This is a genomic window from Streptomyces yatensis, assembly GCF_018069625.1.
GTDB lineage: Bacteria > Actinomycetota > Actinomycetes > Streptomycetales > Streptomycetaceae > Streptomyces > Streptomyces yatensis.
This window is the reverse complement of the sequence record NZ_CP072941.1, coordinates 8,115,942-8,129,746: the sequence shown is the minus strand read 5'-3', so window position 1 is coordinate 8,129,746 and position 13,805 is coordinate 8,115,942. Positions and strand designations below refer to the sequence as shown.

Annotated in this window: 10 protein-coding genes, 1 tRNA gene and 3 pseudogenes; 10 read left to right on the top strand and 4 right to left on the bottom strand. The window is 71.6% G+C overall.

The genetic code is table 11. The features are described 5' to 3' along the window. Positions 1 to 99: 99 nt before the first annotated feature. On the top strand, positions 100 to 1,080 hold the full coding sequence (locus J8403_RS33960) for an aldo/keto reductase (protein ID WP_059148632.1): 981 nt from the start codon (positions 100 to 102) through the stop codon (positions 1,078 to 1,080). Further along, positions 1,077 to 3,902, top strand: coding sequence for a helix-hairpin-helix domain-containing protein (locus J8403_RS33955; RefSeq protein WP_246586116.1), 2,826 nt, complete (start codon positions 1,077 to 1,079; stop codon positions 3,900 to 3,902). The genes J8403_RS33960 and J8403_RS33955 overlap by 4 nt, the downstream gene beginning before the upstream one ends. Positions 3,903 to 4,015: 113 nt before the next feature. Here J8403_RS33955 and J8403_RS33950 read toward each other — a convergent pair whose 3' ends face one another. Then, a complete protein-coding gene (locus J8403_RS33950; protein ID WP_211126488.1) occupies positions 4,016 to 4,696 on the bottom strand; it encodes a hypothetical protein in 681 nt (226 codons plus the stop codon). Positions 4,697 to 4,743: 47 nt separating this feature from the next. On the opposite strand from J8403_RS33950, the gene J8403_RS33945 reads away from it, so the two are divergent. After that, entirely contained in the window at positions 4,744 to 4,932 is a 189-nt protein-coding gene (locus J8403_RS33945; RefSeq protein ID WP_014059547.1) for a DUF5703 family protein, read from the top strand. Between the two features lie 226 nt (positions 4,933 to 5,158). Here the strand turns inward: J8403_RS33945 and J8403_RS33940 are convergent, their stop codons facing one another. Together J8403_RS33940 and J8403_RS33935 are read right to left on the bottom strand one after the other, a co-directional pair. Then, positions 5,159 to 6,028, bottom strand: a complete 870-nt coding sequence (locus tag J8403_RS33940; protein ID WP_211126487.1) for a chaplin — start codon at positions 6,026 to 6,028, stop codon at positions 5,159 to 5,161. Positions 6,029 to 6,355: 327 nt separating this feature from the next. Next, entirely contained in the window at positions 6,356 to 7,693 is a 1,338-nt protein-coding gene (locus tag J8403_RS33935) for a M20/M25/M40 family metallo-hydrolase (RefSeq protein ID WP_211126486.1), read from the bottom strand. 233 nt (positions 7,694 to 7,926) lie between these two features. Here J8403_RS33935 and J8403_RS33930 point away from each other — a divergent pair. Beyond that, a tRNA-Leu gene (locus J8403_RS33930) sits at positions 7,927 to 8,014 on the top strand. Between the two features lie 130 nt (positions 8,015 to 8,144). Here the strand turns inward: J8403_RS33930 and J8403_RS33925 are convergent. Continuing rightward, positions 8,145 to 8,298, bottom strand: a pseudogene (locus tag J8403_RS33925) (short-chain dehydrogenase); the annotation flags it as partial. A gap of 71 nt (positions 8,299 to 8,369) precedes the next feature. Here J8403_RS33925 and J8403_RS44640 point away from each other — a divergent pair. From J8403_RS44640 to kdpB, 6 genes and pseudogenes are all read left to right on the top strand, one after another. Further along, a pseudogene (locus J8403_RS44640) lies at positions 8,370 to 8,468 on the top strand (transcriptional regulator); the annotation flags it as partial. A gap of 135 nt (positions 8,469 to 8,603) precedes the next feature. Then, positions 8,604 to 8,855, top strand: a pseudogene (locus J8403_RS33915) (short-chain dehydrogenase/reductase); the annotation flags it as partial. Between the two features lie 128 nt (positions 8,856 to 8,983). Beyond that, on the top strand, positions 8,984 to 9,577 hold the full coding sequence (locus tag J8403_RS33910) for a TetR/AcrR family transcriptional regulator (RefSeq protein ID WP_211126485.1): 594 nt from the start codon (positions 8,984 to 8,986) through the stop codon (positions 9,575 to 9,577). A gap of 305 nt (positions 9,578 to 9,882) precedes the next feature. Continuing rightward, complete coding sequence (gene kdpF / locus J8403_RS33905; protein WP_037770757.1) at positions 9,883 to 9,972, top strand: K(+)-transporting ATPase subunit F; 90 nt, start codon at positions 9,883 to 9,885, stop codon at positions 9,970 to 9,972. 32 nt (positions 9,973 to 10,004) lie between these two features. After that, positions 10,005 to 11,666, top strand: coding sequence for a potassium-transporting ATPase subunit KdpA (gene kdpA / locus J8403_RS33900; RefSeq protein WP_211126484.1), 1,662 nt, complete (start codon positions 10,005 to 10,007; stop codon positions 11,664 to 11,666). Continuing rightward, positions 11,666 to 13,804: a potassium-transporting ATPase subunit KdpB gene (gene kdpB / locus J8403_RS33895; RefSeq protein ID WP_211126483.1), complete on the top strand. Its 2,139-nt coding sequence runs from the start codon at positions 11,666 to 11,668 to the stop codon at positions 13,802 to 13,804. The genes kdpA and kdpB overlap by 1 nt, the downstream gene beginning before the upstream one ends. Position 13,805: the final 1 nt, after the last annotated feature.

Here is a 13,805-nt window from a genome sequence, read left to right as displayed (position 1 = left end):
GCTGTTCCGGGGACTCTAGCGCGCATGGCCGGGATACGTCAGGGGTGGGTTATCCACAGGCTGCCACGGCTCGCTATCCGGACAGTAATCTCGATGTTCATGGAGCTAAGGCACCTCGGCCGCACGGGCCTGCGCGTCTCCCGGCTCGGGCTCGGCACGCTCACTTGGGGGCGGGACACGGACGAACACGACGCCGCGGATCAGCTCAAGGCGTTCTGGGAGGCGGGCGGGACACTGGTCGACACCGCGGATGTCTACGCGGACGGCGGCGCCGAATACCTCCTGGGGCAGCTGCTGGAGGGGCTGCTGCCGCGGCGTGATCTGCAGATCGCCACCAAGGCCGGCAGCGTGCCCGATCCCGACCGCCGCTTCGACGGTTCGCGCGGCCATCTGCTGGGCGCGCTGGACGCCTCCCTGGAGCGGCTGGGCACGGACTATGTCGACCTGTGGCAGGTGCACGCCTTCGACCCGTTCACCCCGCTCGAGGAGACCTTGCAGGCGCTCGACATCGCGGTGAGCAGCGGCCGGGCCCGCTATGTGGGGGTGTCCAACTTCAGCGGCTGGCAGCTCGCGAAGGCCGCCACCTGGCAGCTGGCCTCCTCCGGCGCGCACACCCGGCTGGCCAGCACACAGATGGAGTATTCACTGCTCCAGCGCGGTGTGGAGCGCGAGGTGCTGCCCGCCGCCCTCGACCTCGGCGTCGGGCTGCTGCCGTCCTCACCGCTCGGCCGCGGTGTGCTCACCGGCAAGTACCGCCATACGACGCCCGCCGACTCGCGCGGCGCCTCCGAGCTCGCGGCCTTCGTCGCCCCGTATCTGGACGAGGAGGCGAGCCGGATCGTCGAGGCGGTCGCCATAGCAGCCGACGGCCTGGCGACCACCGCGCTCAATGTGGCGCTCGCCTGGGTCCGCGACCGCCCGGGTGTCACCGCGCCGATCGTCGGCGCGCGCAACGCCCAGCAGCTGAGAGCGGCGTTGTCGGCGGAGAGCCTTAGTCTTCCGGACGAGATCTGCCAGGCGCTCGACGATGTGTCGGCGCCCGTGCACCGCTATCCCGATCAGGACTGGAGCACGCTGTGAGTACCGACCGCCTCGCCGGCGAGGCCGCATCCGCGCCCGAGGAGGCCGAGCCCCATCCCGCCGAGCCGGCGGAGCCGGGCGGCACCGGGACCCCGGCCCCGGGCGGGCCCGGAGGCCCTGCCGCCGCCGCGACGGATCCGGACCACACCGGAGCCGCGACGGATCCGGACCACACCCCGGGCGACCACAGCGAGCCCGGCGGCGTGGGCGCTCCCGCGGGGGCGGACCGGAACGACGCGGGGGCGGCGGCCGCCGCAGAGGGCGGGGGCGACGCCACCGAGGCTTCCGCCGCCGGAACGGGCTCTCACGCCCCCCGAGGCGCCGACGGCGAACAGCCCCAGGCAGGCGGGGCCGGCGGTTCCGCTACGGGAGCGGGCGCCCGCGGCGGGAGCGCCGATCGGGAGCCGACCCCGCCCGCCGGACAGGGCGCATCCGGCGGCCCAGAGGCGGGCCAGGACTCCGGGGGCCCGCAAGCGCCGGGCCCAGCCGAGGCGACCGCTGACGCGGCCCCGGGCGCGGGCGCAGGAACCGGTGCTTCCGCAGCCGCCGGACAGGGCGGGCCCGGCGGCGGCGCGCCTGCGGACCAGAACGACGCGGGGGCCACGGCTGCCGCACGAGGCGGGGGCGACGCCACCGAGGCTTCCGCCGCCGGAACGGGCACCCACGGCCCCCGAAGCGCCGACGGCGAACAGCCCCCGGCAGGCGACGCCGGCGGTTCCGCTACGGGAGCGGGCGCCCGCGGCGGGGGCGTCGACCGTGAGCAGGCTCCGGCTGCCTCCGATGACGGTGCGGGCGGGAAGGGGCGGCGGTCGGCGGCGGCTGAGGCGTTGGCCGCTGCCGTACGGGCCGTGGAGAGCGGTGAGCGGTCGGCGGCGTCGTTCTTCAACGAGGCCCCCGCGCGCCGTCCGGCGGCGCCCGGCGCCTCTGCCGCCCCCGCCGCGCCCGAGCGCGAGCGGCCCCGTGCGGCGGCCCCCGCACCCGCGCCCGCTCCCGTGCGCCCGCCGTCGGCCCGTCCGGCGCCCGGGCCAGGGGGCGAGATCCCCGGCAGCGGGGACGTCCGGCAGGTGCTCGCGGCGGGCGGAGCGCCCGAAACCCTGGCCGGGCCGGTCGCCGAAACGCTCGGGGAGCGCGCCGCCGAGGCGCTGCGCGAGGACCCCTGGCAGCTGCTGACCGTGCCCGGGGTGCGCCCCGACCAGGCGGACGGCTTCGCCCGCGCCCTCCTCGGCCCGGCCTGCGAGCCCGGCGACGAGCGCCGTGCGCTGGCGCTCACCGGCTGGCTGCTGGAGCGCGCCGCCCTCGAAGGACACACCGCCCTGGAGTCGTCCACGCTGCGCGACGCGCTCGCCAAGGTGTCCGTGCCCGACCCGGACGAGGCGCTGCGCACCGCGATCGCGGAGGGCGCGGTGCTGGTCTTCCAGGACGCGCTCGACGCCCCGCCGGGGGCCCGTCCCCAGGCGGCCGACGACGAGGACGCCGAGCAGCCGGTGCGGGTGCTGCTGGGGCTGGACCGCTATGCCCTGGCGGAGGAGAGCCTGGCCGACGCTCTCGCCCGGCTGGCGAGCACCTTCGTCCCACCGCAAGACGGCGAGGCCCCCGCGGAGGGCCCCGGCGCCCCCCAGTGGGAGGCCGCGGCCGCCTCCGCGCCGACCGTCTCGGCCGCGGAGCTGATCCGTACGGCCGCGGCCCACGGCCTGGTCGCCCACAGCGGTGGCGAGGCGGCGCGCGCCGAACCGGCGGCGCTGGTCGCCGCCGCCCGCGCCCTGGGCCTGCGGGCCTTCGCGGCGGCGCACAGCGAGGACGGCAGGCGGCGGCTGGCCGCAGCCCTGAGCGAGACCCCGGGCGCCGGCCCGGAGGCCGCTTCCGCGGCCGTCACCGTCGCCGGGCTGCTGGCCGACGCCGAGGGCCCCGGACGCGACGAGGAGGGCGCGCTCGCGCTCGATCTGCTCGCCGTGCTGGACGCCCCGCAGCTCGATGTGGAGACGGCCGCGATGCTCGTCGAGTCGCTGCCGGACGGCGCCCGTCTGGTGCTGAGCGGGGATCCCGGGGTGCTGTGGTCGGCCGGCCCCGGCCGGGTCTTCGCGGATCTGGTGGCGGCCCGCCGCTGCCCGCAGGTCGTCTCCCGCACCCCCGACCCGGGCCCGATCGGCGAGCTGGTCTCGGGGATCGGGATCGGCGAGCTCAACCAGGTGGAGGCGCCCGGCAAGGAGGTCGTGATCGTGCCCGTGCGGGACGCGGGCGAGGCGGTGCACCGCACGGTGCAGCTCGTGGCCGACTCGGTGCCCCGTGCGATCGGCATCCCGGCGGAGCAGACCCAGGTGATCACCCCGGGCCACGGTGGCGCGGCCGGCACCCGCGCGCTCAACGCCGCCCTGAAGACCCGGCTCAACCCCGGCCCGGGCCAGTTCGGCGGCTTCGACCCGGGTGACCGCGTGGCGTACACCCCGGCCCCGGGCCGTACGGTGCCGGGCACGGTGGTCTCGGCGGACGCCGAGGGGCTACGGCTGGACTGCGCGGGCAGCCCTGTCGTGGTGCCACGAGCGGAGGTCGGTGAGCTGGTGCGGCACGGCTGGGCCCTCACCGCGCACCAGGCGGCCGGAGCGCGCTGGCCCGCGGCCGTGGTGGTGCTGCCGGGCGACGCCGCGGCGGGGCTGACCCGCGCCTGGATCTACACGGCCTTCAGCCGCGGTGAGCGCCATCTGTCGGTGGTCCACGGCGCCGAGGGGGCGCTGCCCCGGGCGGTGGCGGAGATCCCCTTCAAGGAGCGCACCACCCGGCTGCGCGCCCTGCTCCAGGCCCAGGTCCCGGCCGGTTCCGCGGGCTGACCGGCGGCCCGGCCCCGGCCCGGGACAGGCCCCCGGAAACACCATGGCCCCGGATCACCCCACCGTGAGGCGGGGCGATCCGGGGCCGGGCGATCAGTCCGGAGTCGCGGTGCTCAGCTGCCCGGCTCCAGCACCTCTAGCTCGTCCTCGTCCTCGAGCTCTTCGTCCTCGAGCTCCTCGTCGAAGACCGAGCTCATGTCGAAGCGGCACACGACCATATGCGGATCCGCCTGGTCGAAGGGGGCCGAAAGCCACTCCCCCGGCTCCGGGGCCTCCTCGGCCGCCACCACCCAGAGCGTGGAGTCGCCTTCCTCCAGGCCGAACTCCTTGTGGCGAGAGGCGATCTCATCGGCCTCGAACTCGCCGAAGACCACGCCAAGGGCGGTGTGCACACTCTCCCCGGCGGCCGCGCCGCCCTGCCGGTCGTTCCCCGTGTCGATGTCCGGATCCAGGTCAGCGATCCGCTGCGCCTGCGAGAGCAGCCGCTGCGGTTCGACGACGACGTAGTCCCTGCGGATCAGCACGCTCAGCGCGCTCGGCTCCTCCGGCCCGGCATAGGCAGGGAGGCGGTCATCACCAGGGATCTCGAAGGGCGTCACCTCGTCGTAGGCGTCATAGAGCAGCTCGTCGTAGACCTCGGCTGCCGCGGCCAGTTCGTTGAACGCGGCGTAGACGGCCGGATCGCCTTCCCCCGACCGGCGTTCGACAGCGTCGAGGTGACGATCCAGTGCGGCTTTCACCGCTTCGGCAGCGGCGCGTACCTCGGCAGCGGATGGCTGCGCAGCATCAGACATAGTGCAGACGCTATCCGTAGCAGGGCAGTTCCCGCACAATAGATGCGATGCCGGAATACGAATTCTGTGATGTGTATGTGCCGCGCGGGGTTTCCCGCAAGGCCACTACCCGCCTGCTCACCGACCATGCTGAGTACGGACACTGGGAGTTGGATCGCCTCAGACTCAACCCCGACGGCAGCCGCAGAGTGCGATTGCGGCGCCGGATCATCCGCCAGCTTCGGGCCACCTGGTAGCGGGCCGGGACAAGGCGGAGCGGGCCCCGCTCGGTGCGGGGCCCGCCGAGAGTGATGCCACGGTCACCCGGCGCGAGTGATCCGGTGGGTGATGCGTGGCGTGCGCGGTGCGCTAGGTGCGGTACGCGATGTGCGGTGCACGGCCGGTGATGCGTGACGACCACCACACGGCACGCTCAGCACCTGTCGCACCTGTCTCGCACCTGCCTGGCAGCGCGAGGTGTGATCAGCGCTGCGCGGCGCGGGCCCGACGGTAGAGCACCGTGCCCGCCAGCAGCAGGCCCGCGGCGGCCGGGATGGCCAGCTCGACGGGGCCGGCGCCGGTGTGCGCCAGCTGCTCCTTGCCGCCGAGGTTCGCGGACGGGTCGAGGCCGTGGTTTCCCGCCTGCTCAGCGGGGTCATCCGAGTCACCGCCGGGGTTCGAGCCCCCGGGGTTACCGGGGTTGCCCGGATTGCCGGGGTTCCCAGGGTTACCGGGCTCACCCGGGTTGCCGGGGTTGCCTGGGTTCCCGGGGTTGCCAGGCTCACCAGGGTTTCCGGGGTTGCCCGGGTTCCCAGGATTGCCCGGGTTCCCAGGGTTACCGGGGTTCCCAGGATTGCCCGGGTTACCGGGGTTGCCCGGCTCCCCCGGCTCACCCGGGTTCTCCGGCACCGCCGGGACCGTCTCCGTGCAGTCCGCGCCGTCGCTGGTGTTCCCGAACCCGACCGCGCTGATGCTGTTCCCGCACACATTGACCGGAACGCCGATCGGGGCCTGGATGTTGTTGCCGGAACCGATCCCCGACGAGTCACTGGCGCTGCCCTGCGCCTGCGGACCGCCGGCCTGGGTACCGCCGCCGGACGAGTCGTCCGAGCCGCCGCCGCACTGCCCCCCACCGGCACCGTTGAAGACGCCGATGACGCTCACCGTGTTCCCGCACAGATTCACCGGCACATGCACCGGGACCTGGATGTTGTTGCCCGAGACGACGCCCGGCGAGTACGCGGCGCCACCATCGGCCCCCGGACCCGCCGCCTGGGCGTAGCCGCCGGTCACGGCGAGAACGCCGCTCGCCGCGGCTACGGTGATCAGGCCCTTTTTCGCAACCTGTCGCATAACTGTCTGCTCCCCTAGCCTTCCGTCCCGGCCGGAGTGCGCGCGGGCGATCTCGCCCGCACCCCCATCCCCGGGCGTCCCGGAGCACGCACACTCCGAAACCACCCGGGGCTCACACCCCGGTGGACCGTGACCCGATGTCACGTGATCGATGCGGTAGTTGCCGAAGGCGGGGTACAGCACCACCCCTTGTCGGCACCGCGGCCCGGTTACGGGCCGCACACACCATGTAACGAGGAGGGAGCAATCAAGCTATCAAGCTACGACACCATTCACCCTTTTTGGTTCCTTCGGTATGTGTGATCGATTAGGCCGTTCGTGCGTCCCTCAGCAGGCGTCCAGGAACCGGTCCAGCACCCGCACGCCGAACTTCAGCCCGTCCACCGGCACCCGCTCGTCGACCCCGTGGAACATCCCGGCGAAGTCCAGCTCGGGGGGCAGCCGCAGCGGCGCGAATCCGAAGCAGCGGATGCCGAGGTCGTCGAAGGACTTCGCGTCCGTACCGCCGGAGAGGCAGTACGGCACGGCGCGGGCGATCGGGTCCTCGGCCTTCAGCGCCGACTGCATGGCCTCGACCAGCGCCCCGTCGAAGGTGGTCTCCAGCGCCTTGTCCGCGTGCACGTCCTCCCGCTTGACCCGCGGGCCGAGGATGCGATCGAGGTCGGCCAGGAACTCGTCCTCGAACCCCGGCAGGAAGCGCCCGTCCACATGCGCCGTGGCCTGCCCCGGAATGACGTTGACCTTGTAGCCGGCGCTGAGCATGGTCGGGGCTGCGGTGTTCTGGAGCGTGGCCCCGATGATCTTCGCGATGCCGCCCAGCTTGGCCAGCGTCTCGTCCATGTTCTCCGGGTCGAGCGGGGTGCCGAGGGCGTCGGACAGCTCGTCCAGGAAGGACCGTACGGTCTTGGTGACCCGCACCGGGAACTTGTGCCGCCCGAGCCGCCCGACCGCCTCGGTCAGCTCCGTGATGGCGTTGTCGCTGTTGGTCATCGAGCCGTGCCCCGCGGTGCCGTCCACCGTGAGCCGCATCCAGTGCATGCCCTTCTGCGCGGTCTCGATCAGATAGAGCCGCAGATCCTCGTTGACGGTGAAGGAGAAGCCGCCGACCTCGCCGATCGCCTCCGTCACCCCCTCGAAGAGGTCGGGGTGGTTGTTGACCAGGTGCTTGGCCCCGTAGACCCCGCCCGCCTCCTCATCGGCGAGGAAGGCCAGCACGATGTCGCGCGGGGGCTTGCGGCCGGTGCGCAGCCGGTCCCGGACGACCGCGAGCGTCATCGCGTCCATGTCCTTCATGTCCACCGCGCCCCGGCCCCAGACGCAGTCGTCCACGATCTCGCCGGAGAAGGGGTGGTGGGTCCAGTCCTCGGCGTTGGCCGGTACGACGTCGGTGTGGCCGTGGATGAGCAGCGCCGGACGGGACGGATCCTCCCCTTCGATCCGTGCCACGGTCGACGCCCTGCCCTGGTGCGACTCGAAGATCTTCGGCTCGAGCCCCACCTCGGCGAGCTTCTCGGCCACGTACTCGGCGGCCGCGCGCTCACCGGGGCCGGAGTGGTCGCCATAGTTACTGGTGTCGATCCGGATCAGGTCACGGCAGAGGTCGACCACCTCGTCCTCGCCCCTGACCGTTCCGGTCGTCGTCGCGTCCGAAAGCGACTCACTCACGATGCCTCCTCGTCGTTGCGCTGCCGCGGGACGCCCAGGTACGGACCCCCGCGGCAGGGGTCACCCGCCCATCCTCCTCCGCTCGCCCGCCCAGCCCAAGGCTGCAATACCGCCGTCACGCCCCCGTCACACAGCGCGGCCGCGGGGGCACGACCGGCCGTGATCGAGCACGTCCCGATGTTTGCTATGGTTTTCCACGTCGGAACGGCCGCGGGCCGACCGGCAGACACCTGGTCCGGGTGGCGGAATGGCAGACGCGCTAGCTTGAGGTGCTAGTGCCCTTTATCGGGCGTGGGGGTTCAAGTCCCCCCTCGGACACCAGCTGATACCCCACTTCACGTGGGGTTTTCTGCTTTCCAGGGCTTGTGGCGTGACCCTTTTCGGGACTGTGGCGTGACCAACAGTCCTGCGTGCCCCCTGTTCAGGCGCCGGCGCAGGTCACGGCCGCGGTCTCGGTGATGCTGTTGAGCGCGTCCGTGCCGCGGGCGGCGAGCACGACGGCGGCGCCCTCAGCGGCGAAGAGCCGGGCCGCGGCCGGCGCCGGTGACGAACACGACCTTGCCGGTGAGCAGGCCGATGGGTGCGATGTCGACGTTGTTCGTCATGAGGACCGTGTCAGCTCGACGAACTCCGCGCCGCCGGCCCCGACGTCGCCCGGCTCTGGGAGCGGCACGATGTGCAGGCCGCGCCGATGCTCACGAGGGCCTTCCGCCATCCGGTCGCGGGGGAGATCACCCTCGGCTGCGACTCGCTCGCGCTCACCGACCGCGACCAGCACCTCGTGCTCCACAGCGCGACGCCGGGATCCCCTCGCGACGGGGCTCTGTCGCTGCTGCATGTGCTGGGAGCCGAGGCCGGTGGATATCCGCAGTGGCGGACAACTATCTGCGTCGTGGCGAAAAAAATCGACGACGCGTTGTTCGCACCGATCCGCGAGGCGCGGATCAAGGCCAGTGGCAACCAGCTCGGCAATCCGCGGAGCGCCGCCGAAGCGCTGCTGGATATCCTCGACGTCCCCGAGCCCCCTGCCCATCTGGTGCTGGGCTCGGACGCGCTGCGCCTGGTCACGGCGGCCCGGCAGGCGGTGGACGACGACATCCGCACCTGGGAGAAGCTGTCGCGGACCACCGACTTCCCCGACGGAACTCAGCTCAAGGGCTGATCACCGTGCCGGGACGCGGCCGCTGAAGGCCGTGGCCGGCGCGTGGCCCCTGCCGGGCAACGGACCTGCCGTGGGCCCTTGCCCGGCGGAAGTACAGTGCTCGGGAGAGTCGATCAGGGGAGACCGCAGTGGGAAGGCGCAGTGCCGCTCCGAGGAAGGGAGACCTGCGCGAGCAGGCCCTTCTGGACGCCGCCGAAACGCTGCTCGAGCACACGAGCCTCGAGGAGCTCACGGTCGAGGCGATCGCCAAGGGCGCCGGGATCTCCCGCGGGTCCCTCTACTTCTACTTCGGCAACAAGCACGAGGTCCTCGCCGCTCTCGTCGAGCGCACCATGCGCACCATTCGGGCCGAGGCCGACACCACGGCGCAGGATGCGGCATCCGCGCCCGTCGATGTCATGGAACGGGCCGTCCACGGGGTGGAGCGGGTCTGGCGCGAGCACGGCACCGTCATGCGGGCGGCCGTCGACTACTCCGCGCTGCATCCGGTGGTCGGATCCGCCTGGAACGACACGGTCGACGCCTTCGCCCAGGCCATGACGCAGGTGCTGAGGCGGGCGGGGATCCCTGATGAGGACGGGCCCGGCGGAGCCGCCGCGCCGGCCCGCGCACTGTGCTGGATGACGGAACGGACCTTCTACCGTGCCGCCTGTTCGCCCGGGAATGATCTCGCCCAGGCGACCGCGACCACCGTCGAGATCTGGCGTCGTGTCATGAAGTGATCATGGCCCGTTCCTCGATGCGCACCCGGCGACCTCGGCATGGGCCCAGCCAACACCCGCATCCCTCGCCCCAGCGCCCGTAAGGGTCGCGTCAAGGGGGCGCGGATCGGCGTATGGGACCCGTCAACGACGCTCGGATCCGGCCATGGGCGGGGTTTTCTTCTTTTCACAACCCGTCCGATCCGCCGTTTGCGGATTCCCCCGACCTCTTTCCAGGAGTTCGCGATGGCCGATGTGGCCTTCGTCGTCACCATGCTCGCGGTGTTCGCGCTGGTGGCCTTTGTCGCCAAGGGGGTGACGAAGCTGTGACCGTCGAAAACGTCGTCGGCCTCGTCGTCGCCGTCGCCCTGCTGGGCTATCTCGTCCTCGCCCTGATCTTCCCGGAGAGGTTCTGACGGTGACATCAGCTGCTACCGCGGCGGGAGGCATGGGTCCCGTACTCGCGGGCGTGCTCCAGCTGCTCGCCCTCATGGCGGCGCTGGCGCTCGCCTACGTTCCCCTCGGCACCTACATGGCCAAGGTCTACGCCTCCGAGAAGCACTGGCGTGTGGAGAAGTGGATCTACAAGGGCATCGGTGCCAACCCCGACACCGAGATGCGCTGGGCCTCGTATCTGCGCGGGGTGCTGGCCTTCTCGGCGGCCGGTGTGCTCTTCCTGTATCTGCTGCAGCGGCTGCAGGGCAGCCTGCCCGGTTCGCTCGGGTTCTCCTCGATCGAGCCCGCGCAGGCGTTCAACACGGCCGCGTCCTTCGTGACGAACACCAACTGGCAGTCGTACTACGGCGAGCAGGCCATGGGCCACGTCGTGCAGACCGCCGGGCTCGCCGTGCAGAACTTCGTCTCGGCCGCGGTCGGCATCGCCGTCGCGGTGGCGCTGGTGCGCGGCTTCGCCCGCTCGCGCACCGGTGAACTCGGCAACTTCTGGGCCGATCTGGTGCGCGGCACGATTCGCGTCCTGGTGCCGGGCGCGGCCATCGCCGCCGTCGTGCTGGTCGCCTGCGGCGCCATCCAGAACTTCTCGGGCATCCACGAGGTGGGCCAGTTCATGGGCGGCTCGCAGCAGTGGAACGGCGGGGCGGTGGCCTCGCAGGAGGCCATCAAGGAGCTGGGCACCAACGGCGGCGGTTACTTCAACGCCAACAGCGCCCACCCGTTCGAGAACCCGACCCCGTTCACCAACCTCTTCGAGATCTTCCTGATCCTGGTCATCCCGCTCGCGCTGACCCGCACCTTCGGCATCATGGTCGGCTCGGTCAAGCAGGGCTACGCGATCCTGGCGACCATGGTCACCATCTGGGTCGGCTTCGTGGCCCTGATGATGTGGACCGAGTTCGCCCACCACGGCCCGGCCCTGCAGGCCGCCGGTGGCGCGATGGAGGGCAAGGAGGCCCGCTTCGGTGTCGGCGGCTCGGCGCTCTTCGGGGTGTCGACCACGCTCACCTCGACCGGAGCGGTGGACTCCTTCCACTCCTCCTTCACGGGCCTGGGCGGCGGCATCACCATGCTCGGCATGATGCTGGGCGAGATCGCGCCCGGTGGTATGGGCTCCGGCCTCTACGGCATGCTGATCATGGCGATCATCGCGGTGTTCATCGCCGGGCTGATGGTCGGCCGCACGCCCGAGTATCTGGGCAAGAAGATCGGTGCCCGCGAGATGAAGCTGGCGGCCTGCTACATCCTGGTCACCCCGGCGCTGGTGCTGATCTTCACCGCCGCCTCCATGGCCCTGCGGACGCCGCCGAACTCGATGCTCAACTCCGGTGCGCACGGCTTCTCCGAGGTGCTGTACGCGTTCACCTCCGCCTCGAACAACAACGGCTCCGCTTTCGCGGGCCTGAACGCGAACACCGACTGGTTCAACACCACGACCGGCCTCGCGATGCTGTTCGGCCGCTTCGTGCCCATGGTCTTCGTCCTGGCGCTGGCGGGCTCGCTCGCCGAGCAGAAGCCGGTGCCGGCCACCGCGGGCACGCTGCGCACCGAGAAGCCGCTGTTCACGGGATTGCTGGTGGGCGCGATCCTGATCATCACCGGTCTGACGTACTTCCCGGCGCTGGCGCTGGGGCCGCTGGCCGAGGGGCTGGCGTGATGACCACCCGCACAGAAAACCACGAGGACTCCATGTCCACTGCCACTCCGACCAGGGCGCCGCGAGGCGGCGTTCCCACCGGGCACGGCCCGGCCGAGGACCGTGTCGGCGCGGGCCTCTTCGATCCCGGACAGCTGCTGAAGTCGCTGCCGGACGCCTTCCGCAAGCTGGACCCGCGGGTGATGGTGAAGTCGCCCGTGATGTTCGTCGTGCTGGTCGGGTCCGTGCTGACCACGGTGTTCTCTTGTCAGGATCCGGGCGACTGGTTCGGCTGGGCGATCAGCGCCTGGCTGTGGCTGACCGTGATCTTCGCCAATCTGGCCGAGGCGGTCGCCGAGGGCCGTGGCAAGGCGCAGGCCGACACCCTGCGCAAGGCCAAGACCGACACGGTGGCGCGGCGGCTGGCCGCGGACGGCACGGCCGAGGAGCGGATCCCCGGCACCGGGCTGAAGATCGGTGACCTGGTGGTCTGCGAGGCCGGCGATGTCATCCCCGGCGACGGCGATGTGGTCGAGGGCGTCGCCTCGGTCGACGAGTCGGCGATCACCGGCGAATCGGCGCCGGTCATCCGCGAGTCCGGCGGCGACCGTTCGGCCGTGACCGGCGGCACCAAGGTGCTGTCCGACCGCATCGTCATCAGGATCACCACCAAGCCGGGCGAGACCTTCATCGACCGGATGATCAACCTGGTGGAGGGCGCCGCCCGGCAGAAGACGCCGAACGAGATCGCGCTCAACATCCTGCTCGCCTCGCTGACGATCGTGTTCCTGCTCGCCTGCGTCACGCTGCCGCCGTTCGCCGATTACGCGGGCACGCATCTGACGATGGTGGTGCTGGTGGCGCTGCTGGTCTGTCTGATCCCGACGACGATCGGCGCGCTGCTGTCGGCGATCGGCATCGCGGGCATGGACCGGCTGGTGCAGCGGAACGTGCTGGCGATGTCGGGCCGGGCCGTCGAGGCCGCCGGTGACGTCTCCACGCTGCTGCTGGACAAGACCGGCACGATCACCCTGGGCAATCGGCAGGCGGCGGAGTTCGTGCCGGTGCGCGGCACCACCGAGGCCGAGGTCGCCGACGCCGCCCAGCTGTCCTCGCTGGCCGACGAGACCCCCGAGGGGCGGTCCATCGTCGTCCTGGCGAAGGAGACGTACGGGCTGCGCGAGCGCCACCAGGGCGAACTGGTGGGCGCCGAGTGGATCGAGTTCACCGCGCAGACCCGGATGTCGGGTGTGGACGTCGGCGAGCGGAAGATCCGTAAGGGCGCGGCCGGTTCGGTCATCGCCTGGGTCCGGGAGCGGGGCGGCACGGTCGCCGAGGACGCGGACCGGATCGCCCACCGGATCTCCGAGGCCGGCGGCACCCCGCTGCTGGTGGCGGTCCAAGGCGCGGACGGGGCGCGGGTGCTGGGCGTCATCCACCTCAAGGACGTCGTCAAGGAGGGCATGCGGGAGCGGTTCGACGAACTGCGCCACATGGGCATCAAGACCGTCATGATCACGGGTGACAACCCGCTGACGGCCAAGGCGATCGCCGAGGAGGCGGGCGTCGACGACTTCCTCGCCGAGGCCACTCCCGAGGACAAGATGGCCCTGATCAAGCGGGAGCAGGCGGGCGGCAAGCTGGTCGCGATGACCGGCGACGGCACCAACGACGCCCCGGCGCTGGCCCAGGCGGACGTCGGGGTGGCGATGAACACCGGTACGTCGGCCGCCAAGGAGGCCGGCAACATGGTCGACCTCGACTCCAACCCGACCAAGCTGATCGAGATCGTGGAGATCGGCAAGCAGTTGCTGATCACCCGTGGCGCGCTGACCACCTTCTCCATCGCCAACGACGTCGCGAAGTACTTCGCGATCATCCCGGCGCTGTTCGCGGCGGTCTACCCGGGCCTGGACAAGCTGAACATCATGCAGCTGTCCTCGCCGGACTCGGCGATCCTTTCCGCGGTGATCTTCAACGCGCTGATCATCGTCGCGCTGGTGCCGCTGGCCCTGCGGGGTGTGCGCTACCGGCCGATGAGCGCGGACCGGATGCTGCGGCGCAACCTCGGGATCTACGGCCTCGGCGGCCTGATAGCGCCCTTCATCGGCATCAAGATCATCGACCTGCTCATCTCCCTCATCCCCGGGATCGGCTGAC